Genomic DNA, 22,501 nt, shown 5'->3' with positions numbered 1-22,501 from the left:
TGGCACGCTGTTGAGTTCTCAAGGAACGGACACTTCCTTCGGTCTGCCTTCCAGCAGGCCCTCCGGGCGCTTCGTTCTTTCGTGTTTCCAGCTTAGCAGATCCGCTCGGCCGGTTTTACCCGGCGCTTGTTTCTCTGAATTCCCGCTGGAGGGGATTTCCTTCGACTTCGCTCCGAATCCTATCAAAGGATTCAGTGTGCTCAGTTCCAGGATTTACCTCGTCGGACGCTTATTCGTGAACCGAGCTCGCGTCGATTTGGCGGTGTCGTAGACACTAACGCCCGGGACGACCGTTGTCCAGTCCGTCCCAACCGTTCCAACCTACTAGCCCACCCCGACCACGTCAATGGTTTGGCTGAGATGCGAGAAGAGTAGCAGGTCAGAGGCCTGCAGATCACATCGACTCAGGCCGCGACAGGCTGCAGGTCGGCCCGGTCGGCCACGTCCACATCGCCGGTCTCGCCGGTCGCGGCGGCCTTCCGTCCCAGAACCAGGGCGTACAGAAGGAAGCAGACCTCGGCCAGGACGCCGATCGAGATACGGGCCCAGGTGGGCAGGCCGGACGGGGTCACAAAGGCTTCGAGGACTCCGGAGATGCCCAGCACCACGGCCAGTCCGACCGCCATGCCGATGACGGAGCGGCCCTCCTCCGCCAGCGCCGTGGCGCGGGTGCGTGGGCCCGGGTCGATGACCGTCCAGCCGAGGCGCAGGCCCAGGCCCCCCGCGACGAAGACCGCGGTCAGTTCCAGCAGGCCGTGCGGGATCAGCAGGCCCAGGAAGGTGTCGAGGCGGCCGGCCGAGGCCATCAGGCCGACACCGAGACCGAGGTTCAGGATGTTGGTCCACAGCATGTAGAGGACGGGCAGGCCCAGCGCGACGCCGAAGACCAGGCAGGTCGCGGCGATCCAGGCGTTGTTCGTCCAGACCTGGGCGGCGAAGGAGCTGGCGGGGCGGTCCGAGTAGTACGCCTCGTACTCACCGCCCGGCCTGGTCATCTCGCGCAGCGCGGCGGGCGTGGCGAGGCTGTTGCGGACCTCGGGGTGGCTGGCCACCCACCAGGCGACCAGGGCCGTGGCGAGCAGCGAGAGGATCGCGACCGGCAGCCACCAGCGCCGTGCGCGGTACAGCGCGGCGGGAAAGCTGACCGTGAAGTACCGGCCGACGTCGCGCCAGCCGCTGCTGCGGCTGCCCGCCACCGCGTCGCGGGCCCGGGAGACCAGACTGGTCAGCCGGCCTTCGAGGGTGGGGTCGGGGGCGGCGGCCTGGACCTTGGCCAGGTGGCCGGTGGCCCGCTGGTAGAGGGTGACGAGTTCGTCGGCCTCCTCGCCGCTGAGCCGCCTGGTCCTGGCGAGGGCGTCCAGCCGTGCCCACTCCCCCTGGTGGGTGGCGACGAAGACGTCCAGGTCCATGCGGCAGCTCCATGGTCGGCGCGGGGCACGCGGGCGCGCGGGCAGGCGCGTGCGGACAGGTGCGGCCCAGCATGCCAGAGGGCGCACGGGCGTTCACGGGCGGTGCCGGACCCCGTACCGGACCCGCCGCCGCGTCCGTCCGCCCGGCGCCCGGCCGGGCCGGCTGCCCGGACCTGCCTTCCCGCCCGGGTGCGCGGCCCCGTATGTTGGCGACTGCAATTCACGGGATCGTGGGGGCCGATCCGGCGGACGTCCCCACTCCCCCTGCGGGCCATGAACGGGAACGGACGGGTGTCTTGAGCGACCTGGTGACGGGCGAGGCGGTCGTTCTCGGCCTGCGCGCGGCGAAGCTTCCCAGCCGGGCGCTGGCGGTCGCGCTGGACCTGCTCGTGCAGTCCGCGGCGCTGGTGGTGACCTCGCTGGTCCTGAGCATCGCGCTGACCGGCCTCGACGGCGCGGCCTTCACCGCCCTCACGCTCGGGCTCACGGTGTTCTTCATGGTCGCGGTCCCCGTGATGATCGAGACCTTCACGCACGGACGCTCGCTCGGCAAGGCGGCCCTGGGTCTGCGGGTGGTGCGCAGCGACGGCGGGCCGGTCCGGTTCCGGCACTCGCTGGTCCGCGGGCTGGTGGGCTTCTTCGAGATCATCGTGATGAGCGGGGTGCCGGCCGCGATCTGTTCCGCGGTGTCCTCCGAGGGCCGGCGGCTGGGCGACGTCTTCGCGGGGACCCTGGTCGTCCGCGAGCGGGTGCCCGGGGGGAGCGGGGCCGCGACGGCGCTGCCGCCGGTGCCTCCCCAGCTGCTGCAGGCGCTGGGCGGCGAGCTCGTCGCGCTGGACCTGTCGGCGGTGCCGGAGCCGCTCTGGCTGGCGATCCGCCAGCTGCTCGGCCGGGTCGGACAGTTGGACCAGGCGGTGGCGCACCAGCTGTCCGCCCGGCTCGCCGAGGACCTCGCCGCCCGCACGGGCCACCCGATCCCGTACGGCCTGCACCCGGCGGCGTACCTCGGCGCGGTGCTCGCGGAGCGCCAGCGGCGCGAGTGGACCAGGGCACAGGGCTACGCGGCACAGCAGGCGCACCAGGTACAGCAGGCACAGCTGGCGCAGCAGACCTACCAGGCACCGCAGCCGCACGGGTACCCGGCCCAGCAGCACCCGGCACCGGCACCGGCCCAGCAGAGCGGACCGGCAACACCGGCCGCCCCGGCGACCGCCACCGCACCCGCTCCCCCGCAGGCACCCGGCACCGGCTTCGCCCCACCCGCATAGGCCCCTAGCCTCAGCCCCAGCCCCAGCCCCGGCTTCAGCCCCCGAACTCGGCCGGCCAGGCGTTCGGCGGCGACTCCAGCTCCTCCAGCTCGACCCCGGCGGCCGCCAGCACGACGTCCCCCGCCAGGTGCACCACCTGCTGCTCGCCCGTCTCCAGGTCCGCGACCTGGTACCGCTCGACCAGCAGCGGACCGGAATCCGTCTCGTGCGTGTCCACGCCCTCCAGCAGCCAGCCCTGGTCGAAGGTGCGCGGCGCCAGGACCGGCTCGGTGAAGGCGACCAGCCGCACCCGCGCGCTCGCCCCCTCCCGCAGCCGCAGCATCCGGGCGGTGGCGACCAGGAAGCCCGGCGAGCGCCCGGTGAAGCCGTGGGCCCGGTCGTGGCCCTCCGCCGCGAGCTCCCCCGCCGGGTCGGCCGGGTCGGTCCGCACCCAGGCGACCCCGTCGACGGCGCCGCCCCTCACCTGCCAGCCGCCCGCCCGCAGCTCCATCCGCAGCGGCCGCGCCCGCGAGTCCAGCGTCAGGTCGACGGTGCCGAGGACCCGGCCGTCCGGCCCGTACGTCTTGGAGACGTACCGCCAGCCGGCCGGCCCGGGCGCGCAGCTGAAGCGTTCCTCGCCGAGCAGGACGTGGTCGTGGGTGTCGTGGTGCGAGTACCGGCCGTTGGGCATGGAGCGAAGCCTACGTCCGCGATCAACGGCGACCGGCATGCAACGTTCGGTGCGGGTGCCGCATTAGGGAGGTGGACGGCGCGCACCGGCGCCGTCGCCGAGAAGGAGGGGGGCGGAGATGGCGAAGCAGGCACGCGACGAGGAGTTCACCGAGTACGTGGCCTCCAGGAGCGGCTGGCTGCGCAAGGTCGCCTATTTGCTGTGCGGGGACTGGCACCGTGCGGACGACCTGGTCCAGGAGAGCGTCACCAAGCTCTATGTGAACTGGCCCAGGGCCGGGCGGGTCGAGAACGTCGACGGCTACGCCCGCAAGGTGCTGGTCAACACGTTCCTGGCGGAGCAGCGCTCGCCCTGGTGGCGGCGGACGACCCGCACCGGGATCGAGCCCGACACGGAGGGCGTGAGCGTCGACCTCGACGCCTCCCTCGACCTGCGGCAGGCCCTCGCCGCCCTGCCGCCCCGCCAGCGGGCCACCGTGGTGCTCCGCTACTACTGCGATCTGACGGTCGACCAGGCGGCCGACGCGCTCGGCTGCTCGTCGGGGAACGTCAAGAGCCAGACCTCGCGCGGTCTGGAGACGCTCCGCACCACCCTCCTCGTTCGCCCCGCAGCCGCAGAGAGGACGTCATGACCACCAACGAGTCCCGCGAGCTGGCCGAGCAGCTGATCGCCCTGGCGGACGCCCCCGCGCCCCCGGCCGCCCTGGACCCCGCGGAGGCGCTCCGCAGGGGGCGGGCCCGGCTGCGCCGGCGGCGCAGCGCCGCGATCGGCGCGGTGGCGGTGGTGACCGCGGCGGTCCTGGCCGGCACCCTGCTGCTCCAGCCGGCCGGGGGCACCGCGACGCCTCCCCTGCCCGCCGCTCCCTCGGTCACTGCGACCGGGTCGCCGACACCGTCGCCGTCCCCGACCGCACCCGCGGCGCCCCCCGCGATCGACCCGCTGACCACCGACGTCATGTTCGGCTGGCTGCCCGACTGGGCGGGCGGCCGATCCGGCATCGGCTACGAGACCGGCTACCACGGGATCTTCACCCAGGCCATCGGCAAGGGCGAGTACGCTCCCCGGATCATCCTCACCCTGTACCCGGCCGGTCCCGAGCCGGCGATCGAGCAGGGCCCGGGCGAGAACCGGCAGAAGGTCGAGGCGCCGCCCGTCGACGGACGGCCGGCCTTCTGGCTGGTCGACCCGGACGCGCACGCGGAGGCGAGGCCGGACCGCCTGCTGCGCTGGCAGGCGCCCTCGGGCCGGTGGGCGCAGATCCGCGCCTACGGCGGCGAGCGCGCGGACCTGACGGACGAGGTCCTGCTGCGGGTCGCGGCCGACGCCAGGTACGGCAAGTGGGACGTCCCGCTGCCGGTGCGGTTCGCCCAGCTGCCCGAGGTGTTCAAGGCCACCGACGTGTCGCTGACCCGGCCGAGCCCCCTCAAGAACGCGCCCTGGTACTTCTGGCTGATGTTCCAGTTCGAGGGCAAGAACGTCTCGGTCAACCTGGAGCCGGCCGACACCACTCCCGTCGCGTCCCCCACCGGGACGGACGGCTCGCCCTACACCGATCCCAACCCGCCCGTCTGCCGGGTCGAGAACGGGGTGAAGGCCTGTGTGGGCGTGGGCGCCGGCATCGCGCCCTCGCTGGAGCAGATCGGCGGCCTCGAGGGCCTGCTCGCCCGGACGACTGCGCTGGGGGCGGACGAGAGCACCTGGACCACCGACGTCCTGCGGTACTGACGCTCCCGGGAAACGCACGGCGGCCGGCACCCCCAGGGGAGGTGCCGGCCGCCGTTGCGTTCGGGAGCCGATCGGTGGGCCCGCCGATCGTCCGATCGGCGGGCCGGCCGGATCAGTAGCGGTAGTGGTCCGCCTTGTACGGGCCCTCGACCGGGACGCCGATGTAGTCGGCCTGCTCCTGGCTCAGCGTGGTCAGCTTCACGCCCAGCGCGTCGAGGTGCAGACGGGCGACCTTCTCGTCCAGGTGCTTCGGCAGCACGTAGACGCCGACCGGGTACTGCTCGGTCTTCGTGAACAGCTCGATCTGCGCGATCGTCTGGTTGGCGAAGGAGTTGGACATCACGAACGACGGGTGGCCGGTCGCGTTGCCCAGGTTCAGCAGGCGGCCCTCGGAGAGGACGATGATGGTCTTGCCATCGGCCTTGCGCCACTCGTGGACCTGCGGCTTGACCTCGGTCTTGACGATGCCCGGCAGCGCGGCGAGGCCGGCGATGTCGATCTCGTTGTCGAAGTGGCCGATGTTGCCGACGATGGCCTGGTGCTTCATCCGGGCCATGTGCGAGGCCATGATGATGTCCTTGTTGCCGGTCGTCGTGATGAAGATGTCGGCCGTCTCCACGACGTCGTCCAGGGTCGCGACCTGGTAGCCGTCCATCGCCGCCTGCAGGGCGCAGATCGGGTCGATCTCGGTGACGATGACGCGGGCGCCCTGGCCGCGCAGCGACTCGGCGGAGCCCTTGCCCACGTCGCCGTAGCCGGCGACGACGGCGACCTTGCCGCCGATCAGGACGTCGGTGGCGCGGTTGATGCCGTCGATCAGCGAGTGGCGGCAGCCGTACTTGTTGTCGAACTTCGACTTGGTGACCGAGTCGTTGACGTTGATCGCCGGGAACAGCAGCTTGCCGTCGCGGTGCATCTCGTACAGGCGGTGGACACCGGTGGTGGTCTCCTCGGTCACGCCCTTGATGGTGGCGGCGATCTCGGTCCACTTGTTCGGGGTCTCGACCAGGGTGCGGTTGAGCACCTCCAGGATGAGGCGGTACTCGTCGTTGTCCGCGGTGGACGGGTCCGGAGCGGCACCGGCCTTCTCGAACTCGACGCCCTTGTGGATCAGCAGGGTGGCGTCACCGCCGTCGTCCAGGATCATGTTCGGGGTCTGGCCGTTCGGCCAGGTGAGCGCCTGCTCGGTGGCCCACCAGTACTCCTCCAGCGTCTCGCCCTTCCAGGCGAAGACCGGCACGCCCTGCGGGTTCTCCGGGGTGCCCTCCGGGCCGACCGCGATGGCGGCGGCGGCGTGGTCCTGGGTGGAGAAGATGTTGCAGGAGCACCAGCGGACCTCGGCACCGAGGGCGGTGAGGGTCTCGATCAGCACGGCGGTCTGCACGGTCATGTGCAGCGAGCCGGTGATCCGGGCGCCGGCCAGCGGCTGCGAAGCGGCGTACTCCGCGCGGATGGACATCAGGCCGGGCATCTCGTGCTCGGCCAGCTGGATCTCCTTGCGCCCGAACGGCGCCAGGGAAAGGTCGGCGACCTTGAAGTCACCGGTGATGTCGGTCGACATGCGTCTGCTCCTCGCTGATGGGGGGTGGGGCATGGCCAAGGTCCTGGGTGTGCGTCGCAGCTCGGCGGGGCTGCACGGGTGCGCGGCAACGCCGGGGCGGCCCGGCCCCGAGCGGGGGCAGGCTTCCCTGCTGCACAGCACAAACCGTCGGAGGACCTCTCTCCCTCGACCGGCGCGCACCCTCGCGGGTACGGGCCGCCGATCGACCGCCATCAGCAGCGACGTTCTGGCTCTGGGACGAATCTACACCGGCGGCCCCGGATGCCGACTCGGTATGACCGTTTTTCGGCCTGGGCCTGGACGGGCCCTGGACCGGGCCTGGACCGGGCCGCGCCGGAGCGGTCCGGGGCCCGCGCGGTCAGTGCGCGCCCGGTACCGGCCCGCCCGGGGTGGCGGCCGGGTCGTCGCCCTGGGCCGCCTTCTCCGCGCTGTAGACGTCCGGCTCCAGGTAGATGGCCCGCGCGATCGGGACGGCCCGGCGGACCCGGGCCTCGGCCGCGTCGATGGCCTCGGCGACCTGGGCGGCGGTGTCCTCCGCGTTGACGCCGATCTTGGCGGCGACCAGCAGCTCCTCCGGGCCGAGGTGCAGGGTCCGCATGTGGATGACACCGGTGACGGAGTCGTGGTCGACGAGGGCGTCCCGGATCTGGGACACCACCTCCGGGTGGGCGGACTCGCCGATCAGCAGCGACCTGGTCTCCAGCGCCAGCACCAGCGCGATGACGATCAGCAGCACGCCGATCGACACGGTGCCGATGCCGTCCCAGACGCCGTCCCCCGTGATCACGGTCAGGCCGACGCCGAACAGCGCCAGCACCAGGCCGATCAGCGCACCGGTGTCCTCCAGCAGGACGACCGGCAGCTCCGGGGCCTTGGCCCGGCGGATGTAGGCCGGCCAGCCGTGCCCGCCCTTGTCCTTGACCGCCTCGCGGTACGCCGTGAGGAAGGACCAGGCCTCCAGCAGGATCGCGAGCACCAGCACGCCGATCGGCCAGTACCAGTTCTCCAGCTCGTGCGGGTGGGCGATCTTCTCGTAGCCCTCGTAGACGGCGAACATGCCGCCGACGCTGAACAGCACGATCGAGACCAGGAAGGCGTAGATGTAGCGCTCGCGCCCGTACCCGAAGGGGTGTTCGGGGGTGGCCAGCCGCTGCGAGCGCTTGCCGCCGACCAGCAGCAGGACCTGGTTGCCCGAGTCCGCCAGCGAGTGCACGCCCTCCGCGAGCATCGACGACGAGCCGGAGAACGCGAAGGCCACGAACTTGCTGACCGCGATCCCCAGGTTCGCGGACAACGCCGCGACCAGTGCCTTGGTGCCGCCTTCGGTGCTCATGCTCGGAATGGTCCCTCCGCCGGGGGCCGTTCACGCAGCCCGCGCTCTGCTCTGTCGAGTTCCGTCGAGCGCATACGGTACCGGCCCGCCGCCGCCGTCCTACGACCGCGCCGCCGCGAGCCCCAGATAGACGGCGGCGAAGTCGGTGAGCGCGACCAGCTCGGCCAGCGCGTGCAGCGGGTCGGGGCGGGCGCTCGCGTACTCGGTCAGCCGGACCTCGTGGGCGGCGGCCAGCCGGTGCGCCCGGGTGGCGCCGAAGCTGCGCGGGCCCTCGTCGTCGGCCGGCACCTCGGCCGGCCCCTCGTCCTCCTCCTCCCCGGGCACCTCGCCCGGGATGTGGCGCAGCAGCAGGACCTGGAGGTGCAGCGGGTCCGGCTCGTCGACCCGGTCGCGGAAGAAGTCGTCGGGGTCCGCGCCCGCGCCGAGCTGGCCGGTGAACATCCCGCGGTGCTCGGTGAGCGCCTGGGGCAGCAGCCCGGCGAGGGCGGGGCGCCCGGCCCGGTCGGCGAGCTGGGCGGCGAAGCGCGCGGCGGCGGCGCCGGCCACCAGCCCCTCGGCCCAGAGCAGCGGGACGGTGCCGGCCAGCCGGGCGGCCAGGCTCTTGGCGGGGTTGCGGTACGCGGCCGCGTCGGGGCGGCAGCGGACGGCGGCGGCGTCGAGCAGGTCGGCGGTGGCGGGCAGCGAGTCGTACGCCAGCTGCGTGACGCCGAGTTTCTGGGTGAGCGCGAGCAGCGGGGCGAGGTGGGCCCAGAGCGCGGCCGGGTCCTCGGCGGGCAGGTCGGGCTCGGCCGCCCGGCCGGCCTGCGGCGTCCCGTCCTCGGGCAGGGCCGACGGCACGTACGGCAGCGGCAGTGCCCGGACCTGGAGGGCGGCCTCGGCGAGCGGGCTGCCCGCGGGGGCGGTGACGACGATCGCGCACCCGCGCGCGTAGGCCTGCTCGGCGAGGGCGATCAGGCCGCGCTCGCCGCCCTCCGCGGAGCTGATCACCAGCAGGTCGAGCGGCCCGGCCCAGCCGGGGAGCTGCCAGGCGAACCCGGCGGTGAACGCGGGCGGCGCGACCGAGCGGTCGGTGCGCGGGACGAACGCCGCGTCGGTGGGCGGCAGCGGGGTGACCAGGCTGGCGGTACCGGCCAGCGCGGCGAGGATCCCACCCGCCGTCAGGGCGCTGCCGTGCCCGGCGACCAGCACCGAACGCGGCCGGCCGTCGGGGCGCAGCCGGTCGACGCCGGCCGCGTCGGCGAGCCGCAGCGCGGTGCGGACCCGGGCGCCGGAACCGGCCAGGGCGAGCAGGGCGCGGTCGTGGTCGGCGCGCTGGAGGGCGGCCGGGTCGTCGAGCAGGGTGTCGTCGAGCATGCGGCGGGCCTCCGGCTGCTGGCTGGGCGCTGCGGGCTGAGCGGTGGGCGGCCCGGGCGGGCGGCCCGGGTGTGCGGGCGACCGACGGGTGCGGGCGTCCGCCCCAAGGATCAGGCCGGGCGGCGGGCCTCGTCCACCAGCAGCACCGGAATGCCGTCGCGGACCGGGTAGGCCAGGCCGCAGCTCTCGCCGGTGCAGAGCAGCTCGGGCTGCTCCTCGGTGCCGCCCTCGGTGAGCGCGGCCCGGCACTGCGGGCAGACCAGGATCTCCAGCAGGAAGGATTCCAGCTTCATGGGGTTCGGGCTCCAGTTCAGAGGGGTGGCACAGCAGTGCCCCGGCCGAGAGGAAACCCTACCGGCCGGGGCATCGCGGGCCTGCGTCAGGCGCGGACGATGGCGAGCACGCCGTCGCGCAGCTCGGCCATCCTCGCCGGGTCCTTGGCCTCGACGTTGAGGCGCAGCAGCGGCTCGGTGTTGGAGGCGCGCAGGTTGAACCACCAGTCGTCGCCGGCGACGGTGAGGCCGTCCAGCTCGTCGGTGGTGGTGCCCTCCAGGCCCGCGTAGGCGGCCTTGACGGCGGCGGAGCGGTCGGCCTGGTCGTCGACGGTGCTGTTGATCTCGCCGGAGGCCGCGTACCGGTCGTACTCGGCGGTCAGCGCGGAGAGGGTGCCCTCCTGGCCGCCCAGGGCGGCGAGCACGTGCAGCGCGGCGAGCATGCCGGTGTCGGCGCGCCAGAAGTCGCGGAAGTAGTAGTGCGCGGAGTGCTCACCGCCGAAGACGGCGTCGGTGACGGCCATCTCCTGCTTGATGAAGGAGTGGCCGACCCGGGTGCGGGCCGGCTTGCCGCCGAGCTCCCGGACCACCTCGGGGACGGTCCAGGAGGTGATCAGGTTGTGGATGACGGTCGGCTCGGCCTCGCCGGCGGCCTGGGCCCGGGCGATCTCGCGGGCGGCGACCAGGGCGGTGATCGCGGACGGGGAGACCGGCTCGCCGCGCTCGTCGACGACGAAGCAGCGGTCGGCGTCGCCGTCGAAGGCGAGGCCGATGTCGGCGCCGACCTCGCGGACCTTGGCCTGCAGGTCGACGATGTTCTTCGGGTCGAGCGGGTTGGCCTCGTGGTTGGGGAAGGTGCCGTCCAGCTCGAAGTACATCGGGACGAGCTCGAGCGGCAGTCCGTCGAAGACGGTCGGCACGGTGTGGCCGCCCATGCCGTTGCCCGCGTCGACGGCGACCTTCAGCGGGCGGATCGCCGTGAGGTCGACCAGGCCGAGCAGGTGGTCGGCGTAGCCGCGCAGGGTGTCCTGGGCGGACAGGGCGCCCGGCTTCACGTCGACGGCGGGGACGGTGACGGTGTCGTCCTCGGCGGTCCAGGACTCGACCAGCTCGCGGATGTCGGACAGGCCGGTGTCCTGGCCGACCGGGGAGGCGCCGGCGCGGCACAGCTTGATGCCGTTGTACTCGGCCGGGTTGTGGCTCGCGGTGAACATCGCGCCGGGCAGGTCCAGCTTGCCGCTGGCGTAGTACAGCTGGTCGGTCGAGCAGAGCCCGATCTCGACGACGTCGGCGCCGTAGGCGGCCGCGCCCTCGGCGAAGGCCCGGCTGAGCGAGGGCGAGGACGGTCGCATGTCGTGGCCGATGACGACCGCGGAGGCCTCGGTGACCTTCACGAACGCGGCGCCGAAGGCACGCGCCAGGCTCTCGTCCCACTGGTCCGGCACAACGCCTCGAACGTCGTACGCCTTCACGAGCTGCTTGAGGTCGCGCACTGCGGCTCCACCCTGGTGTCTGTCTGATCGGCGGGCTGATCGCCCATGGTCACGATACGTCCGGGTGCCATGCCGTTCGGTACCCGGTAGGGGGGCAGCGTACCGGGACCCGGCGAACGGCCGGTGCCGGGAGGGGCCCTGACCAGGGCCTGGGCCCTGCCGGACGGAGGGTGGGGCCGGGTCAGTTGTCCGGCGAGCGCAGCACGCGCAGGTGGCCGCGGCGGCCGGCCTCGGTGGACTCGCCCTCGAAGCCCCGGCCCTGACGGGGGGTCTGCGGGCGGGCGGCCTCGCGGACGGCGTTGGCGAGCGCTTCGAGGTCGTCGCTGCTGCGGCGCAGCGGGCCGGCCTCGGCGGCGAGCCGGACGACCTCCCAGCCGCGCGGGGCGGTGAGCCGCTCGGCGTGCTCGGCGCACAGGTCGTAGCAGTGCGGCTCGGCGTAGGTGGCGAGCGGACCGAGGACGGCCGTGGAGTCCGCGTAGACGTACGTCAGCGTTGCGACGGCCGGCCGGCCGCACGCGGTCCGCGAACAACGACGTACAGAGCTCACGAGGGTGGACGGTACCGCACTCCTCGCCGGGGAGCGAAGACCGCCTGCCCGGCGGGTGTGCCGTGTCGCGGTCCGTGCGCCCGTCCGTGCGCCCGCCACCCCTGGCGATTCGGTGTCGGGGTGGTCCACTTCCGACCGTCCAAGGACTACCCTCGGCAGTGATATGGACAGCTCTGCACCGCAGTCATCGACGGGACCATCGCGCCGCCCCCGGCACCGCGACCGGCACGGCAGGGGCCTGCGCGGCCCGCTGGCGCCACCGCAGGTGCCGATCTCGCTCACCCGCTCCGAGTTGTTCGACGACTACGTGCGCGAGTCGGTGGAGCGTCTTGAACGGCGTTGGCCGCAGTTGATCGAAGTGGAGTTCGCCGTCCAGGAGGTGCCGCTGCACGAGCCGGAGGGCGCGGAGGCGGACGGCGGGGTGCCGCTGGGCCAGGTGTCCGCGGGGCGGCAGGGGCGCAAGAGCCAGATCGTGGTGTACCGGCGGCCGGTGGAGATCCGGGCGAAGACCCGGGAGGACCGTGCGGCGCTGGTGCACGAGATCCTGATCGAGCAGGTGGCGGAGCTGCTGGGGCTGTCGCCGGATGCCATCGACCCCCGGTACGACGAGGACTGACGGGCCGGGACGGCCTGCGTCGAGGGGGCGGTACCCGGGTCGGGTACCGCCCCCTCGACGGTGTCTCAGCGCTGGACGACGCCCGGGTCCTGGGCGGCCTGCGGGACCTTGACGCTGCTGCGGTCGTCGCGCAGCGCCTGGATGGTGAACATCGGCACGTCCTTGGCGGGGATCGCGAGCATCCGGGCGGCCGCGACCGGGCCGCCGGAGACGGTCTCCACGGTGAGCGCGTAGGCACCGTTCAGTCCGCCCGGCTCGGGCGCGGGCAGGGCGACCGTGCCGCCGGCCGGCAACTGGACCTCCGTGGTGGCCGGGGTGCCGCCGCCGGTGCCCGCCGAGGCGGTGACCCGGACGGTCGCGGCCTCGCCGGTAGAGGTGAGGAACAGCGTGGAGGCGCCGCCGCCGCGGTTGTCGGCCACGGTGGCGCGGGCGCCGACCGGCACGGTCCCGCTCAGCCAGGCGGCGTCGGACTTGCCGTTCTGGCCGGTGCGGTCGATCCGCAGGCCGACCACCACCGGGGTGGGGTGCTTGTCGTCGCTGGGCGACAGCCGCAGGCCGGCCACCTCGTCGCGGGTGACCTTGCCGAGGTCGACGCTGGCCACCATGCCGGCCTTGACGTGGATCGACTCGTTGCCGGCCGGGGTGAACCAGCCGTTCTTGCCGGACAGCTGGATCTTCAGGTCGGCGTCGTCCTCCGGCGGTGCCCAGACCACCAGGTGGGCGGCCGCGGTGTCGGCGGGCAGGCCCGGGAGCACCTGGGTGGGCGCCGGGTCCGCCGAGGCGGGCACCCAGTCGGCGCCCTTGGCGCCGTCGGCGGCGTGCAGGGCGGCGCCGACCCGGCCGCTGCGCACGACCACGTGCACGGCGAGGTCGGCGACCTGGCCCTTGCTGATGGTCGGGAGCAGGACGGACTGCGAGCTGCCGGGGGCGACGGTGATGCCGTTGGCGGCGTCGTTCTCGATCAGGCCCTTGTCGCCGTACAGCTTGAGGTCGACCACGGCGGCGGTGGCCTCGGTGTTGACCAGGCTGACGTAGTCGGTGCGGTCGCCGGCGGTGCTGGCGCCCGCGAACCAGAAGCTGGTGCCGGCCGGGGTGCAGGTGAGGCCGGACAGGCCGAGCCCGCGCTGCTCGGTGACGGTGGTGGTCTGGGTGACGGTGAAGCCGGGCGCGAGCGTGCCGGTGGCGACGGCCCCGGCGCCGGGGGCGGTGTCGCCGTTGCCTGCGGGGGCGACCGCGGGGGTGCCGGGCTTGGCCAGGGTCAGCCGGGCGTCGGCGGGCGCGCCGCCCTTGTCCGCGCCGGCCTTGTCGGCGCCGGCCGGGGCGGCGGGCGCCGCCGGTGTGCCCGGAGCGGCGGGGGCCGCGGTCGGCGGGGTGGCCGGCGCCGCGGCGTCGGCGATCCAGCCGGCCCCGGCGGTGCCCGTGCCGGTGCCGGTGCCCGGCGGGGTGTACGCGGTGAGGGTGGTCGAGCCGGTCAGGCCCTGGATCGGCTGCGGGCAGACCGCGGCCGTCCGCTCGACCTGCGCCGAGGTCGCGGTGCCCCGGTCCGCCTTGGCCGGGGCCGCCGGCGGGCGCAGCTCGGCGATGCCGAACACCACCGCGAGGACGGCGGCCGCGGCCAGGAAGGACTGCGTGGTCCGCGTCCCCCCGGAGGAGGCGCCCTTGGAGGTGGTCCCGGAGGTGTCCCCGAAGGCACCCGCGGCGGGGCCGGGCGCCTCGGCGGCGGGCTTGGACTTCTTGGTGAAGGCGGGCTTCTTCATCGCGGGTCAGCTCCCCGATCCGTGGTGGTGCGGGTACCGGCCCGGCCCGTTGGGATCGGGGTCGTTCGGGTCGTAGTAGGGCTCGGCCTGCGGCTGCCCCGGCACCCACGGCTGTTGCCCGTCCTGCTGGTAGGGGTCGTAGCCGTACTGCTGGTCCTGCTGGTACTGCTCGTAGCCGCCCTGCTGGGCCCCCTGCTGGTAGCCGCCGTCGGCGGTCTGCTGCTGGTAGCCGTCCTGGCCGTATCCCTGGCCGCCGTAGGGGGCGGCCACCGGCTGCTGGGCGGTGTACGGGTCGTAGCTGTACGGGTCGGCCTGCTGGTACGTCTGGTACGGGTCGGCGTAGGGCTCGGCGTCCTGGACGGCGGCGGCCGCCGCGACGGCCGCGACCGGGGGCTCGCCCGCGGGCTGCTGCGGGATGGCACCGGGCCGTCCCTCGTAGACCCCGCCGTCCTCGCCGCCGGGCTCCCCGCCCTCGCCGCGCTCGGCCATCCGGCGGGCCCGGCGGCTGCCGGGTGCGGGGGCCTGCGCCTGGGCGGCGGCGGCCAGCGCGGCGGCGGCGACCACCTCCTCGGGCAGGTCGTCGTCGTTGTGGTTGCGGCGGCCCGGCAGGGCGAGCACCAGGATCGTCAGGCCGAGCAGCAGCTGGGCCCAGATCCAGCCGGAGTGCAGCAGGCTGCCCTCGCGGGTGACGACGAGCTTGCCGCCGCCCGCCGGGAGCTTGAAGCCCTGGGCCCAGCCGTCGACGGTGACGGACTCCAGCTCGGTGCCGCCCAGGGTGGCCTTCCACTCGGGGGCGGCGGTCTCGGCGAGCCGCAGCACCCGGCCTTCGGGGCCGGCCGGGACGGCGGCGTCCAGGTCGCGCCGGCCGGAGGGCACCACGACCGGGCGGGCGCCCGGGGCGGTGATCACGGCGCGGGTCGCCGGGGCGCCGTTGACCTGCCAGAGCGCGGCGTTGCCGTCCTGGTTGGCCTTGACCAGGCCGGGGGTGGTGTCCAGGACCTCCTTGAAGGTCCCGATCAGCGGCTGGTCGACCAGCACGTAGCCGATGCCGTAGGCGGCCAGGGCGCCGGCCTGGTCCGCGCCGGAGCCGGCCAGCAGGCTGCCGACCATCCGGTTCAGGCCGTCCTCGGTGCCGGTGGCGGGGTCGACGGTGGACTCGGCCTGGCCGAGGGTCAGCCCGGCGCCGCGCACCACGACGTAGCGGACCGCGCCGCCGCCCTGGTCGCCGGTGAGGACGAGGGTGCGGGAGCGGTCGCTGGTGCCGGCCTCCTCCGCGATGAAGGCGGGGACCTGGCTGGCCTCGGTCCGCCGCAGCGGACCGTCGGCGCCGGTGACGGCCCACCAGATGCCGGTGCCCAGCGGGGCGAGCACCGCGGCCGCCACCACCAGGGCGGCGACCGGCTGGCGCCAGCCGAAGGCGATGCCGGCCACGCGGGAGTTGGCGCCGTCGGCGCCGATCGCGGCGGCGGCCAGCAGGGCGATGCCGGCGAGCAGGCTGGCCGGGCCGGCCCAGGCGGGCACGGCCGGGCCGCCGGAGGCGGGGGTGACGGAGGTACCGGCCACCGCGACCGCGAAGACCATGCCGGCGCCGGCCGCGCCCCAGGCGGCGAGCACCGCGCGGCGGCGGTCGGCGCGCAGCAGGGCGGCCAGCGCGGCGAGCACCACGCCCGCCGACAGCCAGACCGGCGGCACTCCGGCGCCGCCGGGGTTGACCAGGACCAGGCCGAGCGCGCTCGCGCCGCCGCCGTGCAGACCGGGCAGGCCGGCCTCCAGCAGCAGCCGCTGCGGGTCCGAGAGCACCTGCAGCGACCAGGGCGCGAGCACCAGCACGGGGACCGCGAGGATCACCAGGATGCGCAGCCCGAGCAGGCGCAGCGCGTCCAGGCCGGAGCCGAAGGCCCCGCCGCGGACGACGGCGGCGGCCAGCATGGCCAGGCAGAGCGGCACGGCCAGCGCCCAGGCGAGCGGGACGAAGGCGGTGGCCAGGGTGAGCAGCAGGACGGTCATCCAGACCGGGCGCCAGCCGGGCCGGGCGCCCTTGGCGGCGCTCTCGGCGCGGATGCCGAGGCCGGCGGAGATGGCGGCGGCCCGGGCCAGCGGCGGCAGCAGGACGGCCAGCACGGCGGTGCCGATCCGGCCCTGGGCGAGCGCGCCGGTGGCGGCGGGCAGCAGCGCGTAGGTGGCGCTGGCCCAGGCGCGGACCAGCTTGGAGTCGAGCAGCGGCCGGGAGACCAGGTAGGCGCTGACCGCGGCGAGCGGCACCGAGAGGAAGACCAGCAGGGTGACGGCGAGGTCGGCGTGGTCGAACAGCATCCAGGAGAACACCGACAGCACCGCGAGGTACGGCGGGGCGGCGGCGGTGGAGCCGGTGCCGACGGGGTGCCAGGCGTCGGCGTACATCGCCCACAGGCCGCCGGCGCCGTCGGTGGCGGGCAGCAGCGCGCCGCCGAACAGGTGCCCGCCGCCGAACAGGTCGCGGCAGGCGACCAGGGCGAACACCAGCAGGGCGGCGAACAGCACCGGCGCGGGGCGCCGGGCCAGCTTCTTGATCAGGGTGAACTGCTCGACGACCAGGTCCTCGGAGTCCTCGTCGCCCGGGCCGGCCTCGACCGAGCCGTGCCGGCCGGCCCCGGAGTCGTCGGCGCCCCCTATGCCGAGCGAGCCGATCACGCCCTCGACGGCGAGCCGCGCGGTGGCGCCGGGCGCCGGGAAGAGCGTGCGGTCGTCCAGCGCGTCGGCGGCCCGGGTGCGGGCCCGGCGTTTGCGGGCGAGCAGCAGCCGGGGCAGCCGGATCAGTTCGTGGCCGAGGCCGGCGAGCTCGTCGAAGGCCTGCTTCGGGTCCTTGCCGAGCAGGTTGGCGACGACCCGCAGCAGGGTGCCGAGCACCAGCCGCAGCAGGACGTAGGGGAACAGCGCGCCCTTGGAGTTGGCGAGCAGGGTGAAGACGGCGCCGGCCTTGTCGAGCCGGTGCGGGTGCGAGGGGCCGCAGTCGATGGCGCGCCGCTCGCGGCTGGCGGCCTCGGCGTGGCGCAGCACGGCGTCCGGGGCGACGACCACGCGGTGCCCGGCGGCGTTGACCCGCCAGCAGAAGTCCGTGTCGTCGCGCATCAGCGGCAGCGCCTTGTCGAAGCCGCCGAGCTCCTCGAAGACGTCGCGGCGCACCAGCATGCCGGCGGTGGACACGGCGAGCACCGGGCGGACCTGGTCGTGCTGACCCTGGTCCTGCTCGCGGCGGTCGAGCCCGGTCCAGCGGCGGCCGGAGCGGGCGATGGTGACGCCGACCTCCAGCAGCTGGCGTCGGTCGTACCAACTGCGCAGCTTGGGGCCGACGACGGCGGCGCTGGGGGTGGAGTCGGCGACCTGGAGGAGGCGGCGCAGCGCGTCGGTCTGCGGTTCGCAGTCGTCGTGCAGCAGCCAGAGCCACTCGACCGGCTGGGTCTCGCGGGGGCCGCCGCGGCCGAGGTCGTCCTCGTGGCCGAGCGGGTCGCCGAAGTCGTCCCAGCCGCCGGTGACCGGGTCGTAGCCGGAGGGGTCGAGCCGGTAGGGGAGGTCCTCGGGGCGCAGCGGCGGGCTGTTGAAGACGGCCTCGGCGACGGCGGTGCCGAAGCCTGCCCGGCGGCCGAGGATGACCGGGCCGCTCTCGGGGAGCCAGTCGCCGAGGGTGTCGGCGAGCAGCTGCGGGGAGTTGTCGGTGGATCCGGTGTCGACGGCGAGCACCCGCTGGACCTGGCGGTCCTGGCCGAGCAGGCCGGCGAGGGCCTGCGGCAGCCAGCGGGCGCCGTCGTGCGAGACGATCACGGCGGTGACCAGGTGGCGCGGATAGGCGGGCGGCCTGGCAGCGGTGAAGCCGCTCTGGTGGCTGTAGACGGTCATCGAGTGCGCGGGCCCCAGTTCTCGGTGGACACAGCCGGTGAACGGCAACCGGATGGCGCACCACACTAACGGCTCCGGATGGCGCCTTTGTCCGCGGTGTCCGTGGAGAGGCTGTGCACGAGGACGCGAAAGCGCCCCACCACCGCGGTGAGGCGCCCGTACAGCTGTGTGGTTGTCGAAGGGTCGGCGGGGTCGGGCCGACCGCGGTCAGACCGCGCTCTTCTTGAGCCGCCGCCGCTCCCGCTCGGAGAGGCCGCCCCAGATGCCGAACCGCTCGTCGTTGGCGAGGGCGTACTCCAGGCACTCGGAGCGGACCTCGCAGGCGAGGCAGACCTTCTTGGCCTCGCGGGTGGAGCCGCCCTTCTCGGGGAAGAAGGACTCGGGGTCGGTCTGGGCGCACAGCGCGCGCTCCTGCCAGCCGAGTTCCTCTTCTTCCTCCTCGATGCCGTCACCGATCAACAGCTCAAAGAGCTCGCTCATGTGGCGCGCCTCCTCTGCCCCTACTTGGCGTCCCCGTGGTTGCCGTTGCCTGGTGCGGCTGACGACACGAGTGAAATTACAGTTGCGTCACTCTGGCTCAGTCAAGCCGAGCTCTGGTATTGGGGCCAGGATTCACTCCTCGGCACCAAGCCGTTACGAATAGTGTACATATACGGACACATCGGACTAACCGCCCGGATCCCGTGGAACCATCCGCAAGCACCTGCAACCATCCGCAACAACCCGCCGGATGACGTGCAGTCACCGTGACAGGTCGGTCATCGGGCTGCCTTCCCGGCGATCTTCCCATCGAAACATAGAGGGTGATTTATCACCCCATCCGGTAGTTCATGACCCATCCCACCTGAATGTCCGGGCTCTGGAGTTGACACTGCCCCTCCCCATGCGGTCTCCTTTCCTCTATGTCAGAGTTCGCCAGCCCCCGGAGCGGTTCCGCGCTCCGCCGTGCCGTGAACTCCTGTTGTCGCCTCTGTTCCTGCTGTATCTAGGCGCCCGCCGTCCCACCGCGCGCCGCCCAGGAAGCACAGAGGCCGCCCGCGACATCCCGCCCCAGGACATCCCGGATCCGGCTGATCCCCTGACGAACCAGCCGTACTCCGAGGACGACTCCCGTGCGAATGCCCCGCCTCCGCAAGCGGAACCGCGACCGCAACAAGCCCGCCCACCGCGGCCTCGCGCCCACCGCCCCCTCCCCGACCGCCGTCCGCCCCGCCCACCCGTGGGGCGACGGACTGAGCGACGTCTCCATCGCCGGCGACCCGCTCGCCTTCCCGCACCTGGCCCGCACCGACCTGCCCCAGCACCCCACCACCGTCGCCGGCTACGCCCGGCTGGTCCGCGAGATCGCCGCCGACCGGAGCCGCTGGGAGCCGCTGGTCCGCTACGACGCGCTCACCCGCTGGTACGCCCGGCTGGAGACCGGCCCCGGCTACGAGGTCTGGCTGCTCAGCTGGCTGCCCGGCCAGAGCAGCGGCTTCCACGACCACGGCGAGTCCTCCGGCGTGATGACCGTCGTCCGGGGCGAGCTGGTCGAGCGCTCCCTCACGCACGCCGGCGAGGGCGCCCGCGCGCTGCGCCCCGGCGGACAGCGGGTGTTCTCCTCCGGCTACCTGCACGAGGTGGTCAACGGCTCGCTGGAGCCCGCGGTCTCCATCCACCTCTACACCCCCGGCCTCACCGAGATGAACCAGTACGGCGCCGACAGCGTGCCCGAGCAGCAGGTCGACTCGGACTCCCGGACGGGTGCCGAGACGCACTGACGACCCGTCCGGCCGGAGCCCCGGCCGTGGCAGGATGAGCGCATGCGCATCGTGGCACTGGCAGGCGGAATCGGCGGAGCGCGCTTCCTGCGCGGACTGAAGGAGGCCGTCGGCCCGCAGGACGAGATCACCGTCATCGGCAACACCGGCGACGACATCCACCTCTACGGGCTGAAGGTCTGCCCCGACCTCGACACCGTGATGTACACCCTCGGCGGCGGCATCAACGAGGAACAGGGCTGGGGCCGGACCGACGAGACCTGGTCGATCAAGGCCGAGATGAAGGAGTACGGCGTCGGGCCCGAGTGGTTCGGGCTCGGCGACCGCGACTTCGCCACCCACCTCGTCCGCAGCCAGATGCTCGCCGCCGGGTACTCCCTCAGCCAGGTCACCGAGGCGCTCTGCGTGCGGTGGCAGCCGGGCGTGCGGCTGCTGCCGATGAGCGACGACCGGATCGAGACCCACGTCCGGATCACCGACGGGGACGGCACCCGCGCGGTCCACTTCCAGGAGTACTGGGTCAGGCTGCACGCCGCCGTCGACGCCGAGGCGATCATCCCGGTCGGCGCGGACACCGCCAAGCCCGCGCCCGGCGTCCTGGAGGCGATCGCCGCCGCCGACGTGATCCTCTTCCCACCGTCGAACCCGGTGGTCTCGATCGGCACCATCCTCGCCGTCCCGGGCCTGCGGGCCGCCGTGGCCGCCGCCCCCGCACCCGTGGTCGGGCTCTCCCCGATCATCGGCGGGGCGCCGGTCCGGGGCATGGCCGACAAGGTGCTGGCCGCCGTCGGCGTCGAGGCCACCGCGGACGCGGTCGCACTGGACTACGGCTCCGAACTCCTGGACGGCTGGCTGGTGGACACCGCCGACGAGGCCTCGGTGGCCGCCGTCGAGGCCGGCGGGATCGCCTGCCGGGCCGTCCCGCTGCTGATGACGGACGTCGCGGCCACCGCCGAGATGGCCCGGGCCGCGCTGGCGCTCGCCGAGCAGGTACGGGCGTGAAGCCCGCGCTGCACGTCCTGGCCGTCGAGGGCCTGCCGGAGATCGAGGCCGGCGCCGACCTCGGCGAGCTGATCGCCAAGGCCGGCGCGTACGAGGACGGCGACATCCTGCTGGTCACCTCGAAGATCGTCAGCAAGGCCGAGGGCCGGCTGCTGCACGCCGCCGACCGCGAGGCCGCGATCGACGCCGAGACCGTCCGGGTGGTCGCCCGGCGCGGCCCGATCCGGATCGTCGAGAACCGCAACGGGCTGGTGATGGCCGCTGCCGGGGTGGACGCCTCCAACACCGCCCCCGGCACCGTCCTGCTGCTGCCCGAGGACCCGGACGCCTCCGCCCGCGCGCTGCGCGCCCGCCTCCAGCGGCTCACCGGGCGCCGGCTCGCCGTCGTCATCACCGACACCTTCGGCCGGCCCTGGCGCAACGGCCTCACCGACGTCGCGATCGGCGCCGCCGGTCTGCCCGTCCTGGACGACCACCGGGGCCGCACCGACAGCCACGGCAACGAGCTGGCGATGACCGTCACCGCCACCGCCGACGAACTCGCCGCCGCCGCCGACCTGGTGAAGGGCAAGGCCACCGGCACGCCGGTCGCCGTCGTCCGGGGCCTGGCCCACCTGGTCACCACCGAGGACGGCGACGGCACCCGGCCGCTGATCCGCCCGGCCGCCGACGACATGTTCCGCCTCGGCGCCTCCGAGGCACTGCGCCGCGCCGTCACCCTGCGGCGCACCGTCCGCGCCTTCACCGCCGAGCCGGTGGACCCGGGCGCCGTCCGCCGGGCGGTCGCCGCCGCCGTCACCGCGCCCGCCCCGCACCACACCACGCCCTGGCGCTTCGTCCTGCTGGAGAGCCCCGGGGCGCGCACCCGGCTGCTGGACGCGATGCTCGCCGCCTGGCAGCACGACCTGCGCGAGCTCGACGGCTGGGACGAGCAGCGGATCGCCCGCCGCACCGCCCGCGGCCAGGTCCTGCGCGACGCCCCCGCGCTGGTGGTGCCCTGCCTGGTGATGGACGGCTCCCACAGCTACCCCGACGAGCGACGCACCGTCGCCGAGCGGGAGATGTTCACCGTCGCCCTCGGCGCCGCCGTGCAGAACCTGCTGGTCGCCCTCACCGGCGAGGGCTACGGCTCCGCCTGGGTCTCCTCCACCATGTTCTGCCGCGACACCGTCCGCGACGCCCTCGACCTCCCCGCGGGCTGGGACCCGATGGGCGCCGTCGCCGTCGGCCGCCCCGCCGAACCGCCCCGCGAGCGCCCCGAGCGCTCCGCGGACGCCTTCATCGAGGTGCGGTAGCCGTCAGTACCGGCGGTACACGTCACGACGGTTGCCGACGTTGACCACCAGGATGACCATCACGTCGCCCCGCACCTCGTAGACCACGCGATAGTCGCCGACTCGCAGCCGGTAGAGGCCGTCGCGCCCGGCCAACTTCTTCACGTTCGGGCCGTCGGCGAACGGGTCATGACCAAGCTCGGTGAGCGCAGTGAGGATTCTCAGCGCCTCGACCGGGCCGACCCCCCGCAACTGGCGCTGGGCGTGGGTGGTGAAGCGGAAGGCGTACTTCACGCGGCGCTCCCGGCCGACCCTGGCGGCGAGTCGAACAGGTCGGCCAACAGCTCGGCCATGCTGACGGTCGGATCGCCACGGTGCTGCTCGGCTTCTCTGGCAGCCAGCTCGTCTGCGGCTTCCTCTATCGCGTCAAGGATCTCGATCGGGACCACCGCACCCACTCGCTCCCCCTTGCGGGTGATGACGGTGATCTCTCCTGCCTCGGCCTTGGTGACGACGTCGGCGAGGTGGGCTCGGGCTTCACGGATGCTCAGCGAATCAGCCATACACCGAGCGTACACCTGAATGTGT

General features: G+C 73.9%; 20 protein-coding genes. 7 read left to right on the top strand and 13 right to left on the bottom strand.

Going from position 1 to position 22,501, the window contains the following annotated elements; translation table 11 throughout:
- Positions 1–404 precede the first annotated feature (404 nt).
- Complete coding sequence (locus ACFVVX_RS34930) at positions 405–1,409, bottom strand: stage II sporulation protein M (RefSeq protein WP_387951755.1); 1,005 nt, start codon at positions 1,407–1,409, stop codon at positions 405–407.
- Positions 1,410–1,705: 296 nt separating this feature from the next.
- Between ACFVVX_RS34930 and ACFVVX_RS34925 the strand changes: the two genes are divergently transcribed.
- Positions 1,706–2,677: an RDD family protein gene (locus ACFVVX_RS34925; RefSeq protein ID WP_387951753.1), complete on the top strand. Its 972-nt coding sequence runs from the start codon at positions 1,706–1,708 to the stop codon at positions 2,675–2,677.
- 34 nt (positions 2,678–2,711) lie between these two features.
- Here the strand turns inward: ACFVVX_RS34925 and ACFVVX_RS34920 are convergent, their stop codons facing one another.
- Positions 2,712–3,347, bottom strand: a complete 636-nt coding sequence (locus tag ACFVVX_RS34920) for a hypothetical protein (protein ID WP_387951752.1) — start codon at positions 3,345–3,347, stop codon at positions 2,712–2,714.
- A gap of 118 nt (positions 3,348–3,465) precedes the next feature.
- Between ACFVVX_RS34920 and ACFVVX_RS34915 the strand changes: the two genes are divergently transcribed.
- Both ACFVVX_RS34915 and ACFVVX_RS34910 read left to right on the top strand, forming a co-directional pair.
- Positions 3,466–3,978: a SigE family RNA polymerase sigma factor gene (locus tag ACFVVX_RS34915; protein ID WP_387951751.1), complete on the top strand. Its 513-nt coding sequence runs from the start codon at positions 3,466–3,468 to the stop codon at positions 3,976–3,978.
- Complete coding sequence (locus tag ACFVVX_RS34910; protein WP_387951749.1) at positions 3,975–5,072, top strand: hypothetical protein; 1,098 nt, start codon at positions 3,975–3,977, stop codon at positions 5,070–5,072. The genes ACFVVX_RS34915 and ACFVVX_RS34910 overlap by 4 nt, the downstream gene beginning before the upstream one ends.
- A gap of 112 nt (positions 5,073–5,184) precedes the next feature.
- Here the strand turns inward: ACFVVX_RS34910 and ahcY are convergent, their stop codons facing one another.
- From ahcY to ACFVVX_RS34880, 6 genes are all read right to left on the bottom strand, one after another.
- Positions 5,185–6,633, bottom strand: a complete 1,449-nt coding sequence (gene ahcY / locus ACFVVX_RS34905; RefSeq protein WP_387951747.1) for an adenosylhomocysteinase — start codon at positions 6,631–6,633, stop codon at positions 5,185–5,187.
- Between the two features lie 358 nt (positions 6,634–6,991).
- On the bottom strand, positions 6,992–7,966 hold the full coding sequence (locus tag ACFVVX_RS34900) for a cation diffusion facilitator family transporter (RefSeq protein ID WP_387951745.1): 975 nt from the start codon (positions 7,964–7,966) through the stop codon (positions 6,992–6,994).
- A gap of 99 nt (positions 7,967–8,065) precedes the next feature.
- Positions 8,066–9,319 carry an SIS domain-containing protein gene (locus ACFVVX_RS34895; protein WP_387951743.1) on the bottom strand — a complete coding sequence of 418 codons (1,254 nt, stop codon included), beginning with the start codon at positions 9,317–9,319 and terminating at the stop codon, positions 8,066–8,068.
- Between the two features lie 110 nt (positions 9,320–9,429).
- Positions 9,430–9,612 (bottom strand): Trm112 family protein, encoded by a 183-nt coding sequence (locus ACFVVX_RS34890; protein WP_387951742.1) that lies wholly within the window; start codon positions 9,610–9,612, stop codon positions 9,430–9,432.
- A gap of 86 nt (positions 9,613–9,698) precedes the next feature.
- The gene (locus ACFVVX_RS34885) at positions 9,699–11,084 is read right to left on the bottom strand and encodes a phosphomannomutase/phosphoglucomutase (protein ID WP_387951740.1); all 1,386 of its coding nucleotides are present in this window, start codon (positions 11,082–11,084) and stop codon (positions 9,699–9,701) included.
- Between the two features lie 181 nt (positions 11,085–11,265).
- The gene (locus tag ACFVVX_RS34880) at positions 11,266–11,631 is read right to left on the bottom strand and encodes a DUF3499 domain-containing protein (protein ID WP_387951739.1); all 366 of its coding nucleotides are present in this window, start codon (positions 11,629–11,631) and stop codon (positions 11,266–11,268) included.
- A gap of 163 nt (positions 11,632–11,794) precedes the next feature.
- Here ACFVVX_RS34880 and ACFVVX_RS34875 point away from each other — a divergent pair, with 163 nt between their 5' ends.
- Positions 11,795–12,247: a metallopeptidase family protein gene (locus ACFVVX_RS34875; protein ID WP_387951737.1), complete on the top strand. Its 453-nt coding sequence runs from the start codon at positions 11,795–11,797 to the stop codon at positions 12,245–12,247.
- A gap of 65 nt (positions 12,248–12,312) precedes the next feature.
- On the opposite strand, the gene ACFVVX_RS34870 is transcribed toward ACFVVX_RS34875, so the two are convergent.
- From ACFVVX_RS34870 to ACFVVX_RS34860, 3 genes are all read right to left on the bottom strand, one after another.
- A complete protein-coding gene (locus ACFVVX_RS34870; protein WP_387951735.1) occupies positions 12,313–14,004 on the bottom strand; it encodes a DUF5719 family protein in 1,692 nt (563 codons plus the stop codon).
- A 6-nt stretch (positions 14,005–14,010) separates the two neighbouring features.
- On the bottom strand, positions 14,011–17,877 hold the full coding sequence (locus ACFVVX_RS34865) for a glycosyltransferase (protein WP_387951733.1): 3,867 nt from the start codon (positions 17,875–17,877) through the stop codon (positions 14,011–14,013).
- A 207-nt stretch (positions 17,878–18,084) separates the two neighbouring features.
- Entirely contained in the window at positions 18,085–18,357 is a 273-nt protein-coding gene (locus ACFVVX_RS34860; protein WP_148644569.1) for a WhiB family transcriptional regulator, read from the bottom strand.
- Positions 18,358–18,989: 632 nt separating this feature from the next.
- On the opposite strand from ACFVVX_RS34860, the gene ACFVVX_RS34855 reads away from it, so the two are divergent.
- Genes ACFVVX_RS34855 through ACFVVX_RS34845 form a run of 3 tightly spaced genes read left to right on the top strand, consistent with a single transcriptional unit; the run spans position 18,990 to position 21,934 of the window.
- Positions 18,990–19,637 (top strand): cysteine dioxygenase, encoded by a 648-nt coding sequence (locus ACFVVX_RS34855; protein ID WP_387951731.1) that lies wholly within the window; start codon positions 18,990–18,992, stop codon positions 19,635–19,637.
- Between the two features lie 42 nt (positions 19,638–19,679).
- A complete protein-coding gene (gene cofD / locus ACFVVX_RS34850) occupies positions 19,680–20,639 on the top strand; it encodes a 2-phospho-L-lactate transferase (protein ID WP_387951729.1) in 960 nt (319 codons plus the stop codon).
- Entirely contained in the window at positions 20,636–21,934 is a 1,299-nt protein-coding gene (locus tag ACFVVX_RS34845; RefSeq protein ID WP_387951727.1) for a coenzyme F420-0:L-glutamate ligase, read from the top strand. Before cofD ends, ACFVVX_RS34845 begins: the two co-directional genes overlap by 4 nt.
- A gap of 3 nt (positions 21,935–21,937) precedes the next feature.
- Here ACFVVX_RS34845 and ACFVVX_RS34840 read toward each other — a convergent pair whose 3' ends face one another.
- Together ACFVVX_RS34840 and ACFVVX_RS34835 are read right to left on the bottom strand one after the other, a co-directional pair.
- Positions 21,938–22,207, bottom strand: a complete 270-nt coding sequence (locus tag ACFVVX_RS34840) for a type II toxin-antitoxin system RelE/ParE family toxin (protein WP_387951725.1) — start codon at positions 22,205–22,207, stop codon at positions 21,938–21,940.
- Complete coding sequence (locus tag ACFVVX_RS34835) at positions 22,204–22,476, bottom strand: type II toxin-antitoxin system Phd/YefM family antitoxin (RefSeq protein WP_387951723.1); 273 nt, start codon at positions 22,474–22,476, stop codon at positions 22,204–22,206. The genes ACFVVX_RS34840 and ACFVVX_RS34835 overlap by 4 nt, the downstream gene beginning before the upstream one ends.
- Positions 22,477–22,501: the final 25 nt, after the last annotated feature.

The organism is Kitasatospora sp. NPDC058170, assembly GCF_042883905.1.
In the GTDB taxonomy this organism is placed as follows: Bacteria; Actinomycetota; Actinomycetes; order Streptomycetales; family Streptomycetaceae; genus Kitasatospora.
Note: the sequence above shows the minus strand (reverse complement) of the source record. Positions and strands in the feature narration are given on the sequence as shown.

Excerpts from the sequence above, each read along its gene's own strand:
- ACFVVX_RS34930 (WP_387951755.1), bottom strand. The coding sequence starts at position 1,409 with ATGGACCTGGACGTCTTCGTCGCCACCCACCAGGGGGAGTGGGCACGG.
- ACFVVX_RS34920 (WP_387951752.1), bottom strand. The coding sequence starts at position 3,347 with ATGCCCAACGGCCGGTACTCGCACCACGACACCCACGACCACGTCCTG.
- ACFVVX_RS34915 (WP_387951751.1), top strand. The coding sequence starts at position 3,466 with ATGGCGAAGCAGGCACGCGACGAGGAGTTCACCGAGTACGTGGCCTCC.
- ACFVVX_RS34910 (WP_387951749.1), top strand. The coding sequence starts at position 3,975 with ATGACCACCAACGAGTCCCGCGAGCTGGCCGAGCAGCTGATCGCCCTG.
- ahcY (WP_387951747.1), bottom strand. The coding sequence starts at position 6,633 with ATGTCGACCGACATCACCGGTGACTTCAAGGTCGCCGACCTTTCCCTG.
- ACFVVX_RS34900 (WP_387951745.1), bottom strand. The coding sequence starts at position 7,966 with ATGAGCACCGAAGGCGGCACCAAGGCACTGGTCGCGGCGTTGTCCGCG.
- ACFVVX_RS34895 (WP_387951743.1), bottom strand. The coding sequence starts at position 9,319 with ATGCTCGACGACACCCTGCTCGACGACCCGGCCGCCCTCCAGCGCGCC.
- ACFVVX_RS34890 (WP_387951742.1), bottom strand. The coding sequence starts at position 9,612 with ATGAAGCTGGAATCCTTCCTGCTGGAGATCCTGGTCTGCCCGCAGTGC.
- ACFVVX_RS34875 (WP_387951737.1), top strand. The coding sequence starts at position 11,795 with ATGGACAGCTCTGCACCGCAGTCATCGACGGGACCATCGCGCCGCCCC.
- ACFVVX_RS34870 (WP_387951735.1), bottom strand. The coding sequence starts at position 14,004 with ATGAAGAAGCCCGCCTTCACCAAGAAGTCCAAGCCCGCCGCCGAGGCG.
- ACFVVX_RS34865 (WP_387951733.1), bottom strand. The coding sequence starts at position 17,877 with ATGACCGTCTACAGCCACCAGAGCGGCTTCACCGCTGCCAGGCCGCCC.
- ACFVVX_RS34860 (WP_148644569.1), bottom strand. The coding sequence starts at position 18,357 with ATGAGCGAGCTCTTTGAGCTGTTGATCGGTGACGGCATCGAGGAGGAA.
- cofD (WP_387951729.1), top strand. The coding sequence starts at position 19,680 with ATGCGCATCGTGGCACTGGCAGGCGGAATCGGCGGAGCGCGCTTCCTG.
- ACFVVX_RS34835 (WP_387951723.1), bottom strand. The coding sequence starts at position 22,476 with ATGGCTGATTCGCTGAGCATCCGTGAAGCCCGAGCCCACCTCGCCGAC.